The organism is Pseudomonas sp. DSP3-2-3 (genome assembly GCF_049898225.1).
Lineage (GTDB): Bacteria > Pseudomonadota > Gammaproteobacteria > Pseudomonadales > Pseudomonadaceae > Aquipseudomonas.
The window spans coordinates 60,821-82,381 of record NZ_JAFCXH010000007.1; the positions used below are offsets into that span (position 1 = coordinate 60,821).

The 21,561-nt window shown below is 56.3% G+C and carries 13 protein-coding genes; 8 read left to right on the forward strand and 5 right to left on the reverse strand.

The features are described from left to right. The first annotated feature begins 17 nt into the window (after positions 1–17). The 3 genes from ACP7E4_RS10490 to cysB all read left to right on the forward strand — a co-directional run bounded on the left by ACP7E4_RS10490 (position 18) and on the right by cysB (position 2,626). The gene (locus ACP7E4_RS10490; protein WP_426114950.1) at positions 18–923 is read left to right on the forward strand and encodes a 5'-nucleotidase; all 906 of its coding nucleotides are present in this window, start codon (positions 18–20) and stop codon (positions 921–923) included. Positions 924–1,017: 94 nt separating this feature from the next. After that, positions 1,018–1,530 (forward strand): universal stress protein, encoded by a 513-nt coding sequence (locus ACP7E4_RS10495; protein ID WP_426114948.1) that lies wholly within the window; start codon positions 1,018–1,020, stop codon positions 1,528–1,530. Positions 1,531–1,651: 121 nt separating this feature from the next. Beyond that, on the forward strand, positions 1,652–2,626 hold the full coding sequence (gene cysB, locus ACP7E4_RS10500; protein ID WP_065834596.1) for an HTH-type transcriptional regulator CysB: 975 nt from the start codon (positions 1,652–1,654) through the stop codon (positions 2,624–2,626). A 269-nt stretch (positions 2,627–2,895) separates the two neighbouring features. On the opposite strand, the gene ACP7E4_RS10505 is transcribed toward cysB, so the two are convergent. Continuing rightward, a complete protein-coding gene (locus ACP7E4_RS10505) occupies positions 2,896–3,630 on the reverse strand; it encodes a phosphoadenylyl-sulfate reductase (protein WP_426114946.1) in 735 nt (244 codons plus the stop codon). A gap of 169 nt (positions 3,631–3,799) precedes the next feature. Between ACP7E4_RS10505 and thrH the strand changes: the two genes are divergently transcribed. Continuing rightward, a complete protein-coding gene (gene thrH / locus ACP7E4_RS10510; RefSeq protein WP_426114944.1) occupies positions 3,800–4,417 on the forward strand; it encodes a bifunctional phosphoserine phosphatase/homoserine phosphotransferase ThrH in 618 nt (205 codons plus the stop codon). A 112-nt stretch (positions 4,418–4,529) separates the two neighbouring features. Here the strand turns inward: thrH and pabB are convergent, their stop codons facing one another. The 4 genes from pabB to ACP7E4_RS10530 form a co-directional block, all read right to left on the reverse strand. Then, on the reverse strand, positions 4,530–5,873 hold the full coding sequence (gene pabB, locus ACP7E4_RS10515) for an aminodeoxychorismate synthase component I (RefSeq protein WP_426114942.1): 1,344 nt from the start codon (positions 5,871–5,873) through the stop codon (positions 4,530–4,532). A gap of 66 nt (positions 5,874–5,939) precedes the next feature. Continuing rightward, entirely contained in the window at positions 5,940–10,865 is a 4,926-nt protein-coding gene (locus tag ACP7E4_RS10520; RefSeq protein WP_426114940.1) for an RHS repeat-associated core domain-containing protein, read from the reverse strand. 39 nt (positions 10,866–10,904) lie between these two features. After that, positions 10,905–11,390, reverse strand: a complete 486-nt coding sequence (locus tag ACP7E4_RS10525) for a hypothetical protein (RefSeq protein WP_426114938.1) — start codon at positions 11,388–11,390, stop codon at positions 10,905–10,907. A 31-nt stretch (positions 11,391–11,421) separates the two neighbouring features. Further along, positions 11,422–12,015: a hypothetical protein gene (locus ACP7E4_RS10530; protein ID WP_426114936.1), complete on the reverse strand. Its 594-nt coding sequence runs from the start codon at positions 12,013–12,015 to the stop codon at positions 11,422–11,424. A gap of 248 nt (positions 12,016–12,263) precedes the next feature. On the opposite strand from ACP7E4_RS10530, the gene ACP7E4_RS10535 reads away from it, so the two are divergent. The 4 genes from ACP7E4_RS10535 to ACP7E4_RS10550 are packed head-to-tail and all read left to right on the forward strand — an operon-like array spanning position 12,264 to position 21,561. After that, complete coding sequence (locus ACP7E4_RS10535; protein ID WP_426114934.1) at positions 12,264–13,745, forward strand: hypothetical protein; 1,482 nt, start codon at positions 12,264–12,266, stop codon at positions 13,743–13,745. Positions 13,746–13,783: 38 nt separating this feature from the next. After that, positions 13,784–16,216, forward strand: a complete 2,433-nt coding sequence (locus ACP7E4_RS10540; protein ID WP_426114932.1) for a hypothetical protein — start codon at positions 13,784–13,786, stop codon at positions 16,214–16,216. Between the two features lie 5 nt (positions 16,217–16,221). Then, a complete protein-coding gene (locus tag ACP7E4_RS10545; protein ID WP_426114930.1) occupies positions 16,222–18,582 on the forward strand; it encodes a hypothetical protein in 2,361 nt (786 codons plus the stop codon). A gap of 36 nt (positions 18,583–18,618) precedes the next feature. Then, positions 18,619–21,561 (forward strand): hypothetical protein, encoded by a 2,943-nt coding sequence (locus ACP7E4_RS10550; protein WP_426114928.1) that lies wholly within the window; start codon positions 18,619–18,621, stop codon positions 21,559–21,561.

Here is a 21,561-nt window from a genome sequence, read left to right on the forward strand (position 1 = left end):
GGCTGCAAGGCGAACCCATGGCAAACGATCAAGGCAACAGACTGGTCCTGGCGATTTCCTCCCGCGCCCTGTTCGACCTGCGTGACAGTCATGCGATCTACATGGCTGACGGCGTCGAGGCGTACCGCAAATATCAGATCGCTCATGAAGACGAGATGCTTGAGCCCGGCGATGCGTTTCTGTTGGTGCAGAAGCTGTTGAGCCTCAACGCGAGCATGAGCAAGGCGCGGGTCGAGGTCATTCTGGTTTCCCGCAACAGCGCCGACACCGGCCTGCGAATTTTCAATTCGATCCAGCATTATGGTCTGGACATTACCCGTGCGGCATTCGTCGGCGGTCGCAGCCCTTATCCCTATCTGGCGGCCTTCGGTTGCCATCTGTTTCTTTCGACGCATGCCGAGGATGTGCGCAGTGCGCTGGATGCCGGTTTCGCGGCGGCGACCATTCTCTCCGGCGGGGCGCGGCGTGCGGCCAGTGCCGAGCTGCGCATTGCCTTCGATGGCGATGCCGTGCTGTTCTCCGACGAGTCGGAGCGGGTATATCAGTCGGGCGGTCTCGAAGCCTTTCAGGCCAGTGAGCGCCAGTCGGCCCGCGAGCCATTGCGCGGCGGCCCGTTCAAACCGTTCCTGGCGGCGCTCAATCTGCTGCAACGCGAGTTCCCCGAGGAGGCCTGTCCGATTCGCACCGCGCTGGTCACGGCGCGCTCGGCGCCTGCGCATGAACGGGTGATTCGTACGTTGCGCGAATGGGATATTCGTCTGGACGAGTCACTGTTCCTGGGCGGGCTGGAGAAGTCCGCATTTCTTGAAGCCTTTGCCGCCGATGTGTTCTTCGATGATCAACCCGGCCACTGCGAGAAAGCCCGCGATGTGGTTGCTACCGGCCACGTCCCGCACGGCATCAGCAACGAAATAAAACTTTGAACTTTTGCCCCGCGAACAGGTAATCACCGTCGTACTTTTTGGCGCGCTGCTAAGCTGAATCCATCTCCGCCATTCTGGCTGTTCGGGAGGTCGTATGATTCGTTCGATGCTGTATGCCACTGACCTGAGTCTGTATGCGCCCTACGTCATGCAGCACGCGCTGGCACTGGCTCGAACCTTTAACGCCGAGCTTTATGTGATCCATGTGGTTGAGCCGATGGGGCTGTTTGCTGAATCTGTACTACAAAGTTATCTGAGTGAGGATGCGCTTAAAGAATTGCATCGCCAGGGGCTCAACACCGTGCTGGATGGAATCGAGCAACGGGTCCTGGACGGTTTCCGCGAGGAGCTGGGGGAAGGGCATCAGGATCTGGCCTTGATCCGCACCGTGCGGGTTGTGCAGGGAGATCCCTGCAACGTCATTCTGGAGCAGGCGCAACAGCTGGAGGTCGACCTGCTGGTAGTGGGCAGTCACAGTCACGGAACAGAAGCCGCTGCACCGATTGGCCGCACGGCGGCCAGGGTTTTACAGCTATCGGAGGTTCCGGTTTACATGGTGCCGGGGTGGAGCAAGGGCCCACGCCGCAGAGATGAGACGCAGACGTAAAATCAAGCGTGCCTTTGTCGCTTAAAAGTGATAAAAAGTTCTAGTTGTCTTGTTTTCACCATTAATCCAGTTATATAGCGTCGCTGATGCCTTGGGCGTCTTCCTGCTTTGAGGGACACATATGAAGCTTCAACAATTGCGCTACATCTGGGAAGTGGCGCACCACGACCTCAACGTTTCAGCGACGGCTCAGAGTCTGTATACCTCTCAGCCCGGTATCAGTAAGCAGATTCGCCTGCTGGAGGACGAACTGGGCGTCGAAGTGTTCGCCCGCAGCGGCAAGCATCTGACCCGCGTCACCCCCGCCGGTGAGCGCATCATCACCACTGCCGGCGAAATCCTGCGCAAAGTGGAGAGCATCAAGCAGATTGCCCAGGAGTTCTCGAACGAGAAGAAAGGCACCCTGTCGATTGCGACCACGCATACCCAGGCGCGTTATGCGTTGCCGCCGGTGATCAGCAATTTCATCAAGCAATATCCCGACGTGGCGCTGCACATGCATCAAGGTTCACCGATGCAGATCGCGGAAATGGCCGCTGATGGCACTGTGGATTTCGCCATTGCCACTGAGGCGCTGGAGCTGTTCGGCGATCTGGTGATGATGCCGTGCTATCGCTGGAACCGTTGCGTCGTCGTGCCTCAAGGCCACCCGTTGGCCAAGGTGCCGAAGCTGACGCTGGAAGTGCTGGCTGAGTACCCGATCGTGACTTATGTGTTCGGTTTCACGGGTCGTTCCAAGCTCGACGAGGCTTTCAGCCATCGCGGCCTGACCCCTAAAGTGGTGTTCACCGCCGCCGACGCCGACGTCATCAAGACGTACGTGCGCCTGGGCCTGGGTGTCGGCATCGTGGCGAAAATGGCCGTGGATGCCAAGCTCGACAGCGATCTGGTGATGCTCGATGCCAGCGACCTGTTCGAAGCCAGCATCACTCGCATCGGCTTCCGTCGCGGCACCTTCCTGCGCGGCTTCATGTGCGACTTCATCGAGAAATTCGCCCCGCACCTGACCCGTGAGGTCATGGCCAAGGCGATTCAGTGCCACAACAAGCAAGAGCTGGAAGAGTTGTTCGACGGCGTGGAATTGCCGGTGCATTGATTTAATCGAGTGGGAGCGAGCTTGCTCGCGAAGAGGTCAGTAAACCAGGCAGATTTTTTAACCTGAAATACTGCTTTCGCGGGCAAGCCTCGCTCCAACGGATCTGCACGTACAGCCGATGCATTTGCGTCTACTGGAATGCCGTCTTCCCGGCTAAAGCCGGTCCCACTGTGGGACCGGCTTTAGCCGGGAAGGCGTCGGTTCAGACAATACGTCTGGCGCCTGGCGGTTGCCCCCGGACATAGAATCTCCAACGGGGCTGGCGGCACTCAAGCCTTCGCGATCAAATTCCCCGAATGCAATCCGCATTCCTTCTGCGTGGCCTCTTCCCACCACCAGCGGCCTTCACGTTCGTGCTGATTCGGCAGCACGGGCCGTGTGCAGGGTTCGCAACCGATGCTGATGAATCCGCGTTCGTGCAGGCTGTTGTACGGCAGCTCCAGCATGCGGATATAACCCCAGACTTCCTCGCTGGTCATCTGCGCCAGCGGGTTGAATTTGTACAGGGTGCGTTCCGGCGTTGAAAAAGCGCTGTCGATTTCCAGTGCCGCGACGTGGCTGCGGGTGCCAGGGCTCTGGTCGCGACGTTGACCGGTGGCCCAGGCGGTTACGCCCGCCAGCTTGCGCCGCAGCGGTTCGATCTTGCGGATACCGCAGCACTCGCCATGCCCGTCGCGATAAAAGCTGAACAAGCCCTTTTCCTTGACGAAGGGTTCGAGCTTCTGCTGATCCGGGGTCATGATTTCGATGTCGATCTTGTAGTGCTCGCGGACCTGCTCGATGAAGCGATAGGTTTCCGGATGCAGGCGGCCAGTGTCCAGGCTGAAGACCTTGACGTTCTTGTTCAGCTTCCAGGCCATGTCCACCAGCACCACATCCTCGGCACCGCTGAAGGAAATCCACAGGTCGTCACCGAAATGCTCAAAGGCCAGTTTCAGGATGTCCTGCGGGGACTTGTTGGCGTAAGTCGCGGCGAGACCCACGACGTCGAAGGGTTGGCTCATCAGGCGGTTTCCTAAAGTTGGCGCTTAGGCGCTCGTAATGACGCGGATGTTAACAAAATCTTTCACTGAGTTGGCCGGTTTGCCGTTGTTGCGTTGAAGTTGCGCTGAAACAGCAACAGCCCCTAAAGTGCCGGTTCTTTTTGACGATGAAGTCCCCAAGGAGTGTCCTGTGGAAATTGCCTGTCTGGACCTGGAAGGTGTGCTGGTCCCGGAAATCTGGATCGCCTTTGCTGAAAAAACCGGTATCGAATCGTTGCGCGCCACCACCCGGGATATTCCCGACTACGACGTGCTGATGAAGCAGCGTCTGCGCATCCTCGATGAGCACGGCCTGAAGCTTTCGGATATTCAGGAAGTGATCGGCACCCTGAAGCCGCTGGACGGCGCCATCGAGTTCGTCAACTGGCTGCGCGAGCGCTTTCAGGTGGTCATTCTGTCGGACACCTTCTATGAATTCTCCCAGCCGCTGATGCGTCAGCTGGGCTTCCCAACTTTGCTCTGTCATCGCCTGATCACCGACGAGACCGACCGGGTCGTCAGCTATCAGCTGCGTCAGAAAGATCCCAAGCGTCAATCGGTACTGGCGTTCAAGACCTTGTACTACCGGGTGATCGCTGCCGGCGATTCATACAACGACACCACGATGCTGGGCGAAGCCGATGCTGGCATTCTGTTCCATGCCCCGGAAAACGTGATCCGCGAATTCCCGCAGTTCCCGGCAGTGCATACCTTTGAAGATCTGAAAAGGGAATTCATCAAGGCCTCGAATCGGGATTTGAGTGTGTAAGCTGCACCCGTTGTGGGACCGGCTTCAGCCGGGAAGAGGTCGGCGCATTCGATGTGTCTGGTTGGCCGAAATAGAGCCTTCCCGGCTAAAGCCGGTCCCACACGATTGCGCTTTAAAGCCCCGCCAGCGTCTCCAGCAACACCCGCACCTTGGTGATCGATTCCTGGTATTCGGCTTCGCAGTCGGAATCGGCAACGATGCCGCCGCCGCCCCAGCAGGAAACCTTGCCGTTCTTGACCAGCAAACTGCGAATGGCGATGGAGCTGTCCATTTCGCCGCGCACGTCCAGATACATCAATGACCCGCAGTACAAGGCACGCCGCGTCGGCTCCAGTTCGTCGATGATCTGCATGGCGCGGATCTTCGGTGCGCCGGTGATCGAGCCGCCCGGAAAGCTTCCGGCGATCAGGTCCAGCGGATCGTGACCTTGCGCCAGTTCGCCCGTCACGCTGCTGACCAGGTGATGCACGTTCGGATAGCTTTCCAGGCTGAACAGCTCGGGGACTTTCACCGAGCCAATCCGGCAGCTGCGGCCCAGATCGTTGCGCAGCAGGTCGACGATCATCAGGTTTTCCGCGCGGTCCTTGGCGCTCGCCAATAGCTCTTCGGCGTAGGCCTTGTCCTCGGCCGCATCACGACCGCGCGGACGCGTGCCTTTGATCGGTCGGGTTTCGACCTGACGCTCGCTGACCTTGACGAAACGCTCCGGCGACAAGCTCATGATCGCGTCGCCATCAGGCAAGGCTATATAACCGGAAAACGGCGTAGGGCAGGCCGCTCGCAACGCGCAATACGCTGCCCATGGGTCGCCTTGGCAATCAGCCTGAAAACGCTGGGCGAAGTTGACCTGATAACAGTCGCCCGCCTGGATATACGCCTGGATGCGCGCGAAGGCGGCGCGGTAATCGTCAGCGTCGAGATTGGCCTTGAACGCTGTCGTCAGTTGAAATTGCGCTGGATCTAACTTGGCGGGTTGTCTGAACAACTCCAGCAGTCGCTGCCCTTCGTCGGGCGCCAGCGCGGGATGGCAGATCAGCTGCGTGGTCCGCGCCTGATGGTCTGTAATGACTGCCCAGGCGTACAGCCCAAGGCGGGCGTCGGGCAATTGCAGATCATCGATTGCGTGCCCGGGTTGCGGCTCCAGACGGCGACCGAAGTCATAGCCGAGGTAACCCAGCAGCCCGCCAGCAAAGGGCAATTCACTGCCCGCCGGCAATTGCGCCGGGCCCAGTCGCGCCAGGCTGGCGCGCAGCCGCTGAAAAAAATCGTCGCCGCTTTCCTGAGGTTGCGGCACCAGTTGCTCCAGCGGCCAGGCGCTGAACACATCGAACCTGCCACGCTCGGCGCTTGGGCGGCCGCTGTCCAGCAGGATGGCGCCGGGGGCGTGGCGGATCCGACCGAAGTCATCGGCAGGGTTGGGGCAATAGGGCAACGGGACAATGGAACAGGTTGGCATGCCAGGCTTCTGATCGGCGACGCGGGCGGCGATTGTAGCCGCCCGCGTGGCTGGGGCCTACCGCATTCACACGAGCGCGCTCGTAAAGCTGTTGTCAGGATTCTGCCAACCTCCCGTTGGATTTCGTCCCCAACCACCGACAGTCATGGCCCTACCTCCTGGTCCCGCTGCAGCAGGAGCTGGAGGCGCAGCAGGAGCAACCGGAGCAACAGTCGAAGGGGACAGACTTCCCACGCTGGCTCGGGGTGAACCTCCACCTGTACCCGCCCCGGCATTTGTACCCGGGGGTCCTCCACCAGACATGGAAGGTCTGGGGGACGCAGTTAGAGAATAATCTACACTGGGTGTCTGTGCTCTGACAGTTATACCAGTGTTGTTCGCAGTGCCTGCCGTCGAACCTCTAGGAGAGACGTTACCCGTTCCACCCGCACCGGAGCCGTGCGCTCGCGGTATAACATTGGGTGAACCCCCCGCAGCGCCTCGCGGTGCTCCTCTCACGGTGCTCCACAACTTGCCCCCTACCGTCGGCGTCCCTTTTGCTATCGTCAGCCCCCCTAGAAAACTCGCTACCGCGCCTAAAGCTGTTACGGCTATGCCGATACTGTTCAGCTCCCCGTCTTCCGTGGCCACACCCGCCACCTGAAGGCCAAGGCCGGCTGCCTGCAATGCGACCCCACCCCAGGCGAGTACCGCGCCTACCGACAGACCACCGGTGGCCGGGGCGGTGGCAATCGAAATCACCAGGAAAACAGCCGACACGCCAACCCCAATCCACTTGGCCCAGCCCCCGCCTTGCTTGGGCTGTTCAATCGGATCCTGATAGATCGGGTCGTCGTCATAGCGATGGCCGGTCGGATCGGAGAAGGTAATCGGATTGCCCATGCAGTACATGTAGGGATTGAGACCACCCGCGCCGAACGGACTGAGGGAGTCCGGGCTGTGAAAACGCATCAGGCTTGGGTTATAGACCCGATAGCCTCGTCCCAGCAGGTACCAGCCGCCGAGTTCTTCGCGCACTTCACCATTGAACGCCAGCAGGCTGAGCAATTCGTCATCCGTTTGTTCGCCATAGGCGCTGTAGGATCGGGTTCGTACCTCGTTGTCGAGCTGGCTTTCGCCAATCACACTGTTGCTGGCATTGGTCAGGAACAGCAACGTTTGGCTCTCGTCGCCCTGCTGCTGTTGGCCGATGGGGCCGTCCTGGTCGTAAAGGCATTGGATAAGGGTCTTGTCATGGACTGTATGGCTCAGGCTGTAACCTTCATAAAAGCGCCGGGTTTCGCTGCCATTGGCGTGAAGTACTCCAATGAGGTCGTCGTGGCCATCATAGTGATAGGCAATGATGGGCTGATCATTAGCGCCCTTGACTTCAGTCAGGCGTCCCTGGCTGTTATAGCTCAACTGCCTGCCGCGTTCATCATTGAGCATGTGGCCATCGGCGTCGTAGGTGAACTCGGTACTGAGCGGATAGCTTTCGTGGTTGTGCGTCACCTTGATCAGCTGGCATGAGTCATCGGGGGCATAGGTGAACATGGCTCTGTCACTGCTGCCATCAGCGAACTTGCTGAGGCAGAGTTTGATGTTGTTCAGGGCGTCGAACAGGAAGGTCTGTTCGGTAATCCGGTTGCCGTGGGCATCGCTCGACAGCTCGCTGCCCTCGGCTTTGTAATTGTCCAGCCGACCGCGGGAATCGTAGGTAAACGTTTCCTTGCAGACGCTTTGCTCGCCAACAAGGCGTTCCCGAATGTGCAATTGGTCGTCGTCGTACCAGGCCTGGATGAAGGTTCGGACCGGGAGGTCGGGCAGATGCTGGGTGCGTCTGGTTTCCCTGCCGAGTGTGTCGTATTCCAGCTCGGTGAGCAGGTTTCTGTCACTGCCCAGAAGATGAGTGGTGCTTTGCTGCAATTGACCCAGATTGTTGTAGGTGAATTCGGCCTGCAATTTGCCCTGCGAGACCGACGCGACCCTACCGCAGTCGTCGTATTCGTAGAAGGTCTCGAAGCCATCGGCGACGGTGCTACTCATGGGTCGACCCTGCCGTGAGCTGATGTAACGGGTCTCCTGGACCTTGCCTTCGCTAGCGGTACGACTTTGCAGTCGCAGATGACCGAAAACGTCGTAGGCGTATTGATTCTCGGGCTGATCGGCAACTCTGCTGGTGCCAGTGATACGCGCGGTCTGGCTGTCGTAGCTGAATTCCACTTCGTTTGCGGCTGCGCCGTTGATGCTGATTTTGCGCGGCTGGGTTGTCAGGTTCAGGTCGTAGCTGTAATCGAAAACTTGCTTGCTGGGCGAGATGCGCTGGCTGGGCTGCATCCGATCTCCCGTGTACCCGTAGGTTTCCACACGAGGGCCAACGCTGACCCGGATCAGCCGCTCCAGGCCATCGAACGCCTGAGTGCCGGGTGTAACCTCAGGCTCGGCAGTATTGCCGGGTGTGACATGGATGTTTATGGGCAATTCGCTGCTGCTGTGATCGGCGAAACTGCGAGCCACAACGGTATTATCGGGAAGGGTGGTGCTTGTCATGCGCTCAAATGCATCGAAGGCATATTCGGTCACCAGACTGCGGTTGCTGAGCTGTTGCGTTTGCTGGGTGCAGTTGCCCTTGCCGTCGTATTGATAGAGCAGTGAGCCGACGGTCGCGCCTGTTTCATCCTGGCGAACGACGGAATCCGGCTTGTTGAATACGTTGAATTCGGTAACGCTCAAACCGCTTTTGATCGAGGGCTGGGTCGAGCTTTCTATCCAGCTGGTCTGCCTGACACCGCGTTTGCCGAAGGGTGAGCGTTGCGTGACAGTGGCGACCCCGTCCGGCCCCACCACTCTGCATTGATGGCCCCAGTTGTCGTACTCGAGGGTGCTGGTCAGGGCCAGTTCTGGCGTTCCCAGCCAGTCAAAATCGTTTTCGCTGGCCAGATTGCCCCACTGATCGTATGCCGTCGAGTAGGTTATGCGGTATTTATCCGGTGTTTGCCCAGGTTCCAGGCATTCCTCGAGAATCGTTCGATTAAGCCCGTCGAAGGTGCTGCGGGTCTTGAGGCCCTTGACGTCCGTCAACTCCTGGCTTGCCTGCTGCCCGAGCTGGGAGGTCAACGTATACGCGTAATGACGAGACGCGGCGAACTCGGTATCCGGGGCCACGGTTTCCAGAGTGACCCGATTCAACGTGTCGTATTCGTACTTGAGCAGAACCCCGTTGACGTCGGGCACGACCAGCGGTTTGCCGGTAAACAGTGACTGTTGCAGGGTTACGCTTTTGGACGTGCCATCAAACGCGGTCAGGGTTTCGACTATCTGATCCACGGTCTCCCCGGCCAGAACGCTCAGGGGCGTGCTGTAGCTGAACCCGGTGATCGAGGTTTTGCCGTTGAGGGTTTCGCTGTGGCTTTTCGGCCGACCATGCGCTGCCGGGTCTTGCGGTGCGTCGTAATAGTCACGCTGGGTGTATCGCAGCGCTGCGACATGGTTGTCGTCGCTGCTGGTCAGGGTTTCCTCGGCGATCACCAGCCAATTGCCTGCGCCAGTGGCGTTCTCCAGCGCCGGCAGGGCGCGGTAGGTGTAGGCGAAGCGCAGAACGGCGGCCTGGCCATGCTCCGACGCTGCGGGGTAGGTGTGGTGCTCGTGCTGGTTGCGCACAAACCCATCCGGATCCGGCGGACAACCCTCGGTGCTCTCCCTGGGGTAATAGCTAAAGGTTTCGCAGATGCCATTGGCCTGGACCTTTCTGGTCAGGTTGCCGTATTCATCGAACTCAGTGCTTTCGACCTCGATGCGAACCTGGCTGGCGTCGTTGTCCAGTTCCCAGCGGTGGGTGACGGTTTTCGGCAGCTGGAACTGCGGCGGTTGATTGGCGAAATTCGTGTCTTCGGCGTGGTAGTCGGTCAGCACCCGTTTGACGCAGTGATCCTGGACCGTCAGTTCCTCAGTCTGGAGATGAAATCGGTTATAGGTGCGGGTCACCGTACGCAGGATGTTGCTGCCGTTTTTCAAGGTGGCGACCGAGCCGTACTCATAGTCATGGGCAACGTTATAAAGATTGTCCTCGCCATTGTCGTCCCAGTGTTGCAGGGCGTTGTGGCCAAGGAAGTTGTTGTCGGTGTAGCTGTAGTCCACTTCGATCATGGGTTGTCCAAAACCGGGGTAGCTGCGGTGGCGATTGACCCGGGGCAATGGATCGCGCGGCGGGCCGGGAAAGACGTGGCCCTGATCGAAGTATTCGATGGTTTCCCGACCGCCCACCGGGGTCTGGACTTCAACCAGGCAGGTGCGGCCAAAAAACTGGTCATAGGTAAACCGCCAGGAAGCTTTCTCAGGAGTCGGCAAAATGATGGCGGTGACTTCGCCGTCGCCATTGAGCCTCATCTCGAAAGTGGCCATCGGCCCGCCGTCGGGCCCGCTGTCCGGATGCAGGTGCAGCTTGACGAACGAACCACTGGGGTCACGCTCCACACGCAGCAGCGTGGTGAAGGCATCGCTGACGGTGTGCAACAACTGGCCGCCGTTGAACGGGACATACGTCAGGCTGACGGCATGGCCCGAAGGCGAGCTGATCGTGCGGGGCAAGGCAACCCGTTGCTTGTCGCTGCCGCCGGTGACCAGGGTTTCCACCAGTCCGGATTTATGCACCACGCGGTAAGTCTCGTTGCCCTCGTCATGGAAGTGGAAGGTGTCGAGTTTTTTCTCCTTGATGTCCGGTTGGGCCCCGCTGCCGGTGACCTTGAAATTCTCGCCGCTGCTCAGGGCCAGCATCTGGTCCTCTGGCGTGAACTGCGACAGGTTCAGATTCCAGCCCATGCCGAAGCCGGAATCGATCACATTCAGCGGGTTGAACTGCAACTGCAGCGGCACGGCCGGACCGCAGAGCCGGTTGCTCTTGAGTTCCGGCATGTCCACTGACACGGTGTACTGGCCCGTGCGCGGATCAACGCAATGCTGCATAAAACCCATAAAGTTGAATGCATTGGAATGCACGGCACTGGAAGTTGTCATTTCCGGTAACCCTCTGAGGTGATAAATAATCAAGCAACCCTAAGCCGGGTCGGGTGGAGATGTGGCGGCAGTGATGGAGACGCCTGACAGCCTGTCATGTATCTGTGCATTGCCGTTTTTGCGGTATTTCCCAATCAGCCTCAACCCTGGCTGAATGATGTCGCCTACCTGAAAGGTGTCGATAGTCGCCAATTGGATAATGGTTGTTGACGTTCTTTTGCGCGTGGTCACAAATTTAAACCAGAAGTTCTGATCTTCGCTTTCTGACGCGTCCTCGATATCAGCCAGTACAACCTGCGTGGCAGAGGGAAAGTCATTGAACTGAACACTCCGCGCTGTATCGTTTCGGCAGGGGGAGCTCGTCTCACGGAACCCATATATTTTCGTTTCGCCACTGCCAATGGGTGGGGCAGGTAGAGCGCAACTCGCCTCGTCTTTATCTCTGATGGTAATAATGCCCGAACTGGCGACACCCGGTGCAGTGTTTGAGTGGACTGCCGAAGATGAGTTTTTGTGTGTGTTCATGAGAGATCTTCCTGGCGGACGAAAATATTAACTACCACAATGAGGCGCACTTGAATCCGGTGGGGGCTTCTTCGTCTCCCCAGTGCTGCCGAGAAGCAATGACCTTGTTGGCAGGGCATTCAAAGTCAGTTTTATGTGCCTCGCCGGCACTTGTCCATTCGCTGTCCACTATGGTCCGCATTGCATTGCCCCATGCATCGATAACTGTGGAACATTGATAGCTGGTGGGTTCGTTTTCATCACCGACGTGTTTTCGACCCGTCATGACTTTGTCTGTAGGACAGTTGTAGCTATGCAAACTTTCATCATCAATCTCTTCCCAAGCCGCATCTGACGTCTTCAACTGCTGGAACTGATGGACTGAGGCGCATCGGTAAAAGGTGCCTTCTTCTTCGTCACCTTTATGTCTCAGACCGACCATGACGCTATGGTCCGAGCAGGCATATTGGTGATCGTGTTCGTGGACTCCACCACTCCACTCCCATGGATCAACCGTCGCCGCAGCGTTGGGTTTAATCGCCGGTCTGGGGGCGTCTTCGGCATGTGGCATGGGTTGCGTCAAACCCAGAGCACTGAAGATCAAGGCTGAACATAACCAGGTATGTTTGTTTTTCACGGCAGACATGAAACTTCCTGTTTTCACTGTGTTTCTCCCTGGGGAACATAGGGTAGTGGCTAGAGTCAGCAACCCGAAATTCCCGATGCATCGCTGTTTGCTGGACGCCACGCAGCGCATTTCCATTCACGGTAGACCCGGTATCCGACTCTGACAACCTAGTAGTTTTGCTAGGTATACATCCCTGCCTGTCGGGTGTAAAACCACCCTCAGAAGCATCGGATCGCGTATCACAATCTCGGCATGGAGCCACGAGTATGAGCGAATCAGCCAGTGGTAAAGCCAGTCTTGCAGACTTGTCTGATCAAGTTACCCTGCCTGTTGCGCAAATAAAACAGTCTCACGACCTGGCGCTCGCAGTTGACGATGTGGGTGATAGCGGCGCACTGGCGGTTGTGCCGATAGTTGCTGCGCTGAAGATCGGTGATTCCGTGACCTTACACTGGAAAGGTTTCTATGAGGTTTTTCCTCCGATCGAATGGTCCGATAAGTTTACGGTTGATGATGCAAGTGTCAAAGGTCCTGCGCTATTTAGTATAGAACGCTCAAATGTATTAATCATTGAAGACGGTTATGCCGAAATAAACTATCAGATAGATTTCGCAAGCGGCGCTGAATCTGATGAGTCGCCCGTGCAAACAGTGCACATTGTGCCGCCTGTTGCAGCACGTCTCGAAGCCCCTTATATCGACGGCCACGACTCGAGCCTGCCGATAGATCCCGGGCGTTATCCCGAAGGCATCATTGTGCAATTCGTGGCTTATCCCGGCATGCAGCTTGACGATCATGCCGTGCTCTACGGGGATGGCGTTCCAGCCGCTGGCTGCGTCGTCATGGCATTGCCCATTGACGCCACGCATATTGAAACCGGCGCGGTAGCGTTTGCAATTGGCCCCGAATGGCTGTTGGCCAATCAAGGCGAAAAGGTGGCGGTTTTCTATCAGTACGCCCGGCCCGGCGTTGCTGCGACGAGCGAAACGCTGAGTCTCAGCGTGCTGCTGCCCCTGGATCTGTCGCCTCCCGTGGTGGAGAAGGCGCAGGCCGAGGGCCTTCCGGGCCAAAACGAGGGCTATCTGCTTGCGCGTGACGCGACGGTAGGCGTTTATGTCAACGTCAGCGAGTCGGTACTGATCGAGGAAAACGATGGCCTCGCAGTGCATTGGCAGGGCCATCCCTCTGGCGGGCGGCATATTGCGCAGACGCCGGTCAGTCCCGACGTCAGGAGACGTTTCCTTGTGCCTGCCAGCGCGGTTGCGGCCAATATGGGCGGGGACAGCAAGCGTTTTGACGTGTTCTACCGCTTCACACCTTTCAACGGTCACGCCCAGGATTCCCGACCCTTTCATTTACGTATCCAGCCGCTGGATCAGGAGCGGTACCCGACTATCCAGTGGCCCAGGTTGGCGGGCGCCGCCACGTTGTCTTTGAAAACCGTGGCGGTCAGTGGTGAAGATCTGGAGCTTGGCCAATGGCCATTTATGGCTGAAGGGCAACTGGTCACCATTGAGGTGAGCGGCGTGGCCGCTACCGGCGCCCCGACCCGAATCATTGTCCGCGACGCGCAGGGCGTGTCGGAAACGGAAATGACCCAAAGAAAAGTGACGAGCAAGTTAGCCCGAGCTTTTCTGCAAACATTGAAGATCAATGAGTACATGACCGTAACCCCGCGAATCAGTTTTGATGGTGGGGAAACCTATTTTTGGCTGGCAAGCAATAACGGCGTGAGACTTGTTGATTGAATGTTCAACGGCTGCGACCGTCCATGGAGGAAAAGGCGATGAGGCTTACAGTTGAAGCACTACTAACCGAGATGCGCAAAGAGCTATTCACAGTTGGCTGGAATGCGATCGTAGTTTATGACCGAGCCAGGACCAACAAGGTGCTGGCGCAGGAATATATAGAACGGTTTTCTACAGAATCCTATTTTCCGCCGTTGGAGGGCCCTGTCCCGACGACAGAGAATGAAATTGAGTGGGTCTATGACTATATCGTGGACGCGCCACGGCTTTCGTTTGAAAACGCCAATATTACCGAATCAAAAGCGATGCTGACCATGAAGGTCTTGGGCGGTACACAACTTTCCGTGGCAACAGAATCAGGACGAATAGCCACCGTGGTCCGGGTGGCCGCTTACGATTCGCTGCAAGGACCTTTACTCACCATGATTATCAATCTCATGTTGGCTGAGGGCAGCGTCAATAGTCTTGGCCAGGTAACGCTTGATCTTAAAACAGGTGAGTCGCCGTTGCTGTATTTCTTTGGGCCCACCAAAAACCAGCGAGAGAAGGGCGGGGTGTTCATGTTGAACAAGTTCAAGGCTCTGGAACCATTGATTACAGTTTTTGTGCTTAATGAAATAGGCAAACAGGATGACCAGTTCCTTAAACCCAAATATTTTACATTCAGGACTCATCCTGAGCCGGGCGCGAGCCTCGCTCGTGCTGCGAATTTTGGCGAAGGGGCGGTCTTGAACTTCATTACCATGGAGGGTGAGGACAATGGAAAAATTCCTGCGACCAACGAAGATTTGAAGTATCTGATCCCGGCAGGTAATTACTCTGCTTCAACGCTGCTTGGGCAGGATTTTATGCTAGTCAAGATTTTAGTCGAAGGCTTCAAGAAAATGACACCAGGCCTCCTCTACGTGACAACTGGCCAGCCTGGAAGCTTCATTGAAAGTATCAAGCTGACCAACGGTTTATATACCACTAAGCCGATTTCTACCTCACTGCCAAATTTTTCCAGCTTGAGCCTGGATGGCTTCGGGTTGTCCATGGGTAACGTATATGAGGGATTTACGCTAACTGTCGATAGAAGCAGTGGCCTTTTTAAAATCGACTGGAAGAGAAGCGCCTTACAAAATTGCTCAATAACGCCTAATGGCCAAAGCAAGCTTGACGGCACTCTTATGGCGTCATGGGAACTCACGCAACAATTCAAATTCACGCTGCGCGACGCATCTGGAGAATTGGCCCTGGAACCTGTCGAAGCTGGCAAGATCAGGCTGTTTAAAATTGCTCCAGGTACCACTACCTGGCCACCAGTTGTCCAGGAAAGTTTCGCGGAAATTGTTGAATTTCTTGAAACTGAACTCGCCGCTGCGCTGGAGAGCTGGATACCCCTGTTTACTTCAGCGGTTGAGGAAGTTGATGTCTTCAGACTCAACAGCCTGTTATTCAAAAGCGTAAATATTGTGCGTTTTACCAGCGCCCATTCGCCAGGCGACCTGGCGCTATTTGGAGAACTTGCGCCCCATCTGGATGAATTCTCCATTCTCCCGTTGGAGCCTGTCATGGGGGCAAGTGGAGCGCTGACTTTCAATACAGATCCACCAGGTGTCACGGGGGTAAGCTGGGAGGTGCTTCCTATTGAAGGGGGAGATGTTGCTAAGGGAACGATAGTCGGTGACGCGGCGACCGGCACCGCTATTTATACCGCGCCGTTACAAAGCGACATCGAAAGTTTGTTTCTTCGGGAGCGAGTCATCGGGACGAAAGGCGAGTTCCGCAGCTCTGCTCTGGTGACGATTGTCACCCGATCCATTGCCATCAATCCTATGGTTCAGTTCTGCAATGCCCGAAAAAAAGACGGGGAAGTGCAGAGCCGTGAGGTCGCCGCAGGAACCTTGGGTGTTGCTGCAGGCTTGCAATGGACTGTCGCCGGTAACACCGGGTCAACGGTCGTGGAAAGCACACTTGAGGGCGGCGACCATACCTTCATTGCCTGTGACGAGTCTGATGACAACACAGTGGCCTATACCCTCGACGAAATAGTAGTAACCGATCCGGTATATGGCAGCGAGTCAAGCTGGGTGCTGGTGATACACAAAACCCCCACTGGCGAAATCCTGATAGATAACACCGTGTCGTTGCCACCAAATAAAGTGAAGCTGGTGGTCGACGGCGGCGCAGGTCCTATGCCAGATGTGATATGGACACTGATGAAAGGCAGTGGCTCTTTCGAGGAGAGCGATGAAGAGGGGGTATTTACAATCGATCCTGGCGGATCCTGGCGTTTCGCACTGATAACCGCTTTGGTGAAAGCCCCCAGTCCGGCATGGCCAGATATGACGGCCCATTTTATCTTGCCGCTGCCGCTGGTTGATATTCCGACTTTGGTAACTGCGTTGGAAAAGTCGTCGATTTACTTTAAAAACGTCGCTCGCCTGGGTATGGACGAAGCGGCCCGCGTTGCTGAACTGGAAAGGTGATTATCATGAGTAATCGATCAGTAGCCAGTATCCTCGCCAAGCTCAATGAGCGCTCCCAGTCCCACGGCTGGAATGCCATTGTGGCTTACGATAAGGCCTGTGCGAATACGATACTCGCTCAGGAATATATATCCAGGTTCAGCGCCGACAGTTACCTCACGCCCATCACTGCCAAGATTCCCTCTACGCAGGATGAGCACGAGTATGTAGTGGATTTCGTTCTTGATCGTCCGCGACTGTCATTCGAGAAGGCCTCGGTTAAATATTCAACGGCGAAGTTGGTGGTGAAAGTCGTCGGCGGGTTGCACCTCACCTCCCGCGAGCCCATGGGTAAGCCTGAAGAATTGATCAGCCTGGCTGCTTACGACACTTTGGGCGGGCCTGAATTGCGAATGGCTATGTCCCTGAACGTGTTATTGGGCACCGTTGATATCGAGGGGCGCATCGCGTTTGACCTGTCCAAGGGAACGGAAATCACCTTGACCTACTCGCAGGACCCGGACAAGCGTCGACTGGGGGGTGAATTTTTTCGGGCCTATTTCGAAAAACTGCCTGATGAGCAAAAGATATTTGTCCTCAATGAGATCAAAAGTTCAGAAGCGCAGTACCTGAATCCCGCCAATGTCCAGATCCGCACCCAGTCCGCAGCTCTTGGCGCTGGCGATGACACGGATGATGGTTCAGGCGTAATCCTGATGTTCATCACCATGAAGGGCGAGGACTACGGTACGTTTCCGGAAGCCGACACCGACCTGGCTTATCTGATTCCCGATGACGCCGCAACTCCCTGTACGACCGCGATTCTGCTGGACAACGCATTCTTCATGCGCAAGTTCGTGAAAGAAGGCTTTCAGTTGATGACGCAATCGACGGAGCCCTGCGAAATCGAAACCACCTACACAGACCCTAAGGCAGGGTTTGTTGCCAGCATGAGCCTTGTGGAGGGGACGCGCAAAGGGGCTTCTGCTACCAGTTCGCTGCCCCATTTCCCCTATCTTTATCTTAGTGGACTTGATACGCCGATGGCCGAGCAGGACACCAGTGGACAACTGGCGGGCAGCGCCAGCTTTAAGCTGACCTTTGAAGGTGACGCGTTCACCATGGAGTGGACGGGGCAAAAGCCACAGGCCATCACTATCAGAACAGCAGGCGACGTGACTCACACCTTTCCGTTGCCCGCGTTTTGGATGTGGCGCAGACGCTACGTCTTCCACATTGATGAGGCTTCCAATGACATGACATGGGTCCCTGCGCCCGAAGATGACCAGACGTATTACAAGGTAACCCCGGGTGACTATGCAGGGATTGTGGATGTGGCCGAACATTTCGGGGAAGTCAGCGGTTATGTCGAAAATCTGTTGTGCGAGCAACTGCAAAGCTGCGTGGACGACTTTGTCTCGCCATTGAAGAATGTGGACGTGTTCCGGCTGAACAGCATCTTGTTCAGGGACCATCATGTCATGCGCTCGGTGAGCGCCTATTTGCCTGGCGACGTCATTATTTTCGGAACCACCGGTGCCGACGTCTCGGCGTTCACGCTCAGCCCTGTTGAACCGCTGTCAGGGCCGGGCGAAGGCGTGCAGTTTGCCGTGTCGCCTCCGACCACCGGACTGGAATGGGATGTCGAGCTTGTCCCCGGCAGTGCTGGCAAACCTGGCATTTTCGACGCTAAAACGCTGATCTACACCGCACCGCAAGCCGCTGATATCGAGGGTTTCTTCAGTCGCGTCAAAGTCACTGCCAGGAAGGGCGGGTATTCGAGTTCCGCGCTGGTGACCGTGGTGGTTCGGGATATTTCCTTCAATCCGTTGGTAGCGGAGTGCGGGACCGGGGAACGGCGTGAAATGTCGGCTCGAGGCAGGACGCCTGGAGCGCTTGAATGGTCAATCGCCGGGCCTGAAACGGGATCCGATATTGTGCCGAGCAGCCTCCCGGAAGGCGATCACACCTACATTGCTCCTCCTAAGGTGGAGAAGCCGGCTTCCCTTTTTACGGTGGAAGAAGTGCAAGTGAAGCAAGGCGCAACGATCTATTCGTCTTACGTGCTGGTCATTCACCGACCTGCCACCGGTTTTATTACTATCAAGGAGGACGCGGAGCTGGAAGAAGGGCAACTGCAACTAGAGGTAGATATCGGCAACGGGCCTGTCGTGGATCTCAAGTGTACATGGACGCTACAGAAAGGCAGCGGGAACATTGATGCTGCAACAGGCCTTTATACTATTGATCCAGCAAGTCCACATCGCTTTTCGTTGATAACTGTGGAAGTTGAACCGCCGCCGGGTTTCCCCAGTGCCGGAGCGTTCATCATTTTGCCTGTGCCCTACGTTGACTGGAAAGCTATCAAGGAATTGCCCGATCAGTAACCGGCTTGCGTTCACCCATTCACAGGAGTGTTAGTTATGCTTTCCAACTCATTAGACAACCTGCTTGCCCGGCTTGAACAAGGAAATGTAATGTCCGGATGGGGAGCCATCCTGGCATTCAGTCGAACGGAGTTGAATCGTCTTATTAAAGATCAATATATTCGGGGCTTTGAGGACTTACATTTTTTGCTGCCCTTCAGCGAAACATTCCCGGTCGGGAATGTTGGTGATAACAGTGAGCGTGTCGAACTTCGGGCTATTGTCCTGGGTGTGCCGATGCTCTCATTTGAGTCAGCTTCACTGAACCAGGCAGTATTGACGCTGACCATGAATATCGTCGGTGGCACATTCACGACTTTCAGAAACCCCGCAGGCGTGCCGCCAACCGTGTTGAATTCGTTCAATATCAGCGAAGCAATGGGTTTTAAGGTAAGCATGCAGGCCAATGTCAACAGTATTGTTGGTGAAGTTGACAGCAGTGGCATCGTTACCCTGGATTTAGCCCTGAGCAGCGAGGTCACTTGTAACCTTGGCAGTGTTAAAACAGTCCAGGACCAGATCGGTGAGTATTTTCAGCGCTATTTCGTCGGCCAGCAAAACTCGCAGCGCCGTTTTGTCCTCGGAATGCTGGAACTGGATAAATACAACCCATTAAGCCCGACAAGGTTTGCGATTCGGGTGCAACGCGCTCCCGGAGCCGATAACCGTCTGGCCGCCAACTTTGGCGACGGGGCCGTGATCGTGTTTATCAGGCTGAAAGTCCAGGATGGCGAGTCCATGCCGGGAACGCCAATCGAAGGTTCCGGTTTCCCCTATCTGATTCCGGATGACCAGACTGGTGGTTTGCCCCTGTATTCGGCCGCCCTGATAGTTGATCAGCGACAGCGGCCTCTGGTCGATGAGGAGCAACTTGATCTTCTCAAAAGCCTGATCTTCCCCAATCAAAACAGGTTCGAAGAGGTCAGTCGTCATGAGCCTCATGACCTGGCGATCTTTGGCAACATCAGAGAATCGACAACCTCAGTAAGCGTCCAGCCTTCTACCGTGATGCTCGGCGCCGGGCAGGAGCAGGCATTCGTTGCCCGGCGTCGCGACGGCTCGGTGATTACCAATGTGCAGTGGGCCGTGAGGAGCCCGGATTTCCCCGGTTCGCTGGGCCGGATAACATCAAGCGGGGGCGTGTATACCGCCAGTTCCCAGTCCGCCATGTACATGAATCGCCTGCCCATGATTGTGACGGCAAGCTACTACGAGGCAGGGGAAGAGCAGAAGGCGTCGGCTTTGGTCCATGAGCGTTTCGAGAGCATGTCTGTCGCACCGCTGGTGCAGATCAGCAGCGGCACCGATCAGACCGCCATTGCCATTCGAGCAAGCACTCTGGGATCGGGGCCCTTGCAGTTCAGAATTCTCGAACCCGCTGCAGGCGCTCGCCTGGAGCCTGTCGACGCTCATCATCAGAACTATTTCCCACCGCCAGTTGTGCAGCCCGAAGCCATTCTGGTGCAGAAAATCCAGATCAGCGCTCCGGGCGGTGAGCTGGCGATAGCGACCATCGTGTTGCTGAACAAGCCAAACTATCTGGAACTTGAGCCTTATTATGTGAGAGGACTGCGTCCACGGGAAACGGTAGAGTTCAAGCAGCTGAATGACCAGATCGATCCGGCCTTGCTTGGCTGGCGCGTTCTGGGCGAGGGCGAAGTGGAGAGTGGTATTTTCACTGCGCCTGCAACCCCGACATCAATGATCAGCGTGGTGGTCTGCGAATTACCCTCGCCCGGCCCGGGATGGCCAGCTCAATACGGCTACAGCATTGTCAATCTGCAGCTGCTTGAGATCGAATACATTCCCCCTCGCTGGGAAGAGCTAGCGGAGTTTTCCATCAGCGCGCCCAATAGCTCGCCAGGTGTCCCCGCACAGGGTTATGCCAACGGTTTTCAGCAGATTCCCATCGTCATCACTCTGGAAACCAAGACCATCGAAGTCGACGGCCAGCAGCTTCACATACCGGTCAGCGATGTCGAGTTGTCAACCTTGCGCCTGGTGGAAAAGTTCAGCGATGGCCATGTCAGGTTTATCGATGATCTTCAGGAGGGAATCGAGTACGGCAGTGATCTGCCCTATGCCGCTCACACCCGCTCCAATCGTTTCAGTTTGTACTCATCAACGTTTGCAGGAAAAAATGCCCGGCGTGCGCTACCTGCGCCTAAAAACAACGGCACGCGCTATCGTGAACTGTATGTCCATATGGCGGTTGAGGGCAGCAGGACTTTCTATGCAGAGTTTCAGGCTGATGACGGGACAACCTGGCGCTCCAATGGCGCAGACATAGGGGGTGAAGGCGAACTCACGGTGCAGGGGATCAAACCTCCGGTCCTGAATGCTGCTCATTATGAACTGGTGCGTGACCGCGCCTTCAATGGCGTGGGTAATGATGGTGATCCTGATAAACCGGATCCTTTCAGTTTTTACCTGGATTCGATTGATTACTGGCATTTGAGCTATATGCGTTTGGGCACCTATCCCGTGTTGTTCGCAACGTTGAAGATAGAGAGCAATACTTCCACTGTTCAGTGGGAGAGCGAATACCTTGAAGAAACATTTTTTAGTTACACCGGCTATGCATTTTACCCCGCCCCTTATAGAGGCAGTAACGCGCCTCCCGATGGATTGTCGTTTGATATTTATTATCGGGCGCTGTTAAGCGTTTTATCGCTGGATGAAGTTGATCGAAGAATTGTAGCGGGTAAAGAACCTTCGCCGGGGGAACTGATTGTCAGTCTGCATCGGGTACCGGATATGACGTATTGGCATGATGGAATGGCGGGAGGCGATGAGCAGAAAATGTTCAGACGTATTCTGGATCGCCCGGTCATTTTTGTCCTGCTTGATGAAGAGGGTAACCGTCACCGTGTGCAAATTGGATTTGATGCACCAACGATTGACGATAGTCGTAATCGGCTGATGCTCAATCTGCAATAG

What these genes read in the sequence shown, in the direction of transcription:
- ACP7E4_RS10490 (WP_426114950.1), top strand. Translation starts at nt 18, where the DNA reads ATGGCAAACGATCAAGGCAACAGACTGGTCCTGGCGATTTCCTCCCGC.
- ACP7E4_RS10495 (WP_426114948.1), top strand. Translation starts at nt 1,018, where the DNA reads ATGATTCGTTCGATGCTGTATGCCACTGACCTGAGTCTGTATGCGCCC.
- cysB (WP_065834596.1), top strand. Translation starts at nt 1,652, where the DNA reads ATGAAGCTTCAACAATTGCGCTACATCTGGGAAGTGGCGCACCACGAC.
- ACP7E4_RS10505 (WP_426114946.1), bottom strand. Translation starts at nt 3,630, where the DNA reads ATGAGCCAACCCTTCGACGTCGTGGGTCTCGCCGCGACTTACGCCAAC.
- pabB (WP_426114942.1), bottom strand. Translation starts at nt 5,873, where the DNA reads ATGCCAACCTGTTCCATTGTCCCGTTGCCCTATTGCCCCAACCCTGCC.
- ACP7E4_RS10520 (WP_426114940.1), bottom strand. Translation starts at nt 10,865, where the DNA reads ATGACAACTTCCAGTGCCGTGCATTCCAATGCATTCAACTTTATGGGT.
- ACP7E4_RS10525 (WP_426114938.1), bottom strand. Translation starts at nt 11,390, where the DNA reads ATGAACACACACAAAAACTCATCTTCGGCAGTCCACTCAAACACTGCA.
- ACP7E4_RS10530 (WP_426114936.1), bottom strand. Translation starts at nt 12,015, where the DNA reads ATGTCTGCCGTGAAAAACAAACATACCTGGTTATGTTCAGCCTTGATC.
- ACP7E4_RS10535 (WP_426114934.1), top strand. Translation starts at nt 12,264, where the DNA reads ATGAGCGAATCAGCCAGTGGTAAAGCCAGTCTTGCAGACTTGTCTGAT.
- ACP7E4_RS10540 (WP_426114932.1), top strand. Translation starts at nt 13,784, where the DNA reads ATGAGGCTTACAGTTGAAGCACTACTAACCGAGATGCGCAAAGAGCTA.
- ACP7E4_RS10545 (WP_426114930.1), top strand. Translation starts at nt 16,222, where the DNA reads ATGAGTAATCGATCAGTAGCCAGTATCCTCGCCAAGCTCAATGAGCGC.
- ACP7E4_RS10550 (WP_426114928.1), top strand. Translation starts at nt 18,619, where the DNA reads ATGCTTTCCAACTCATTAGACAACCTGCTTGCCCGGCTTGAACAAGGA.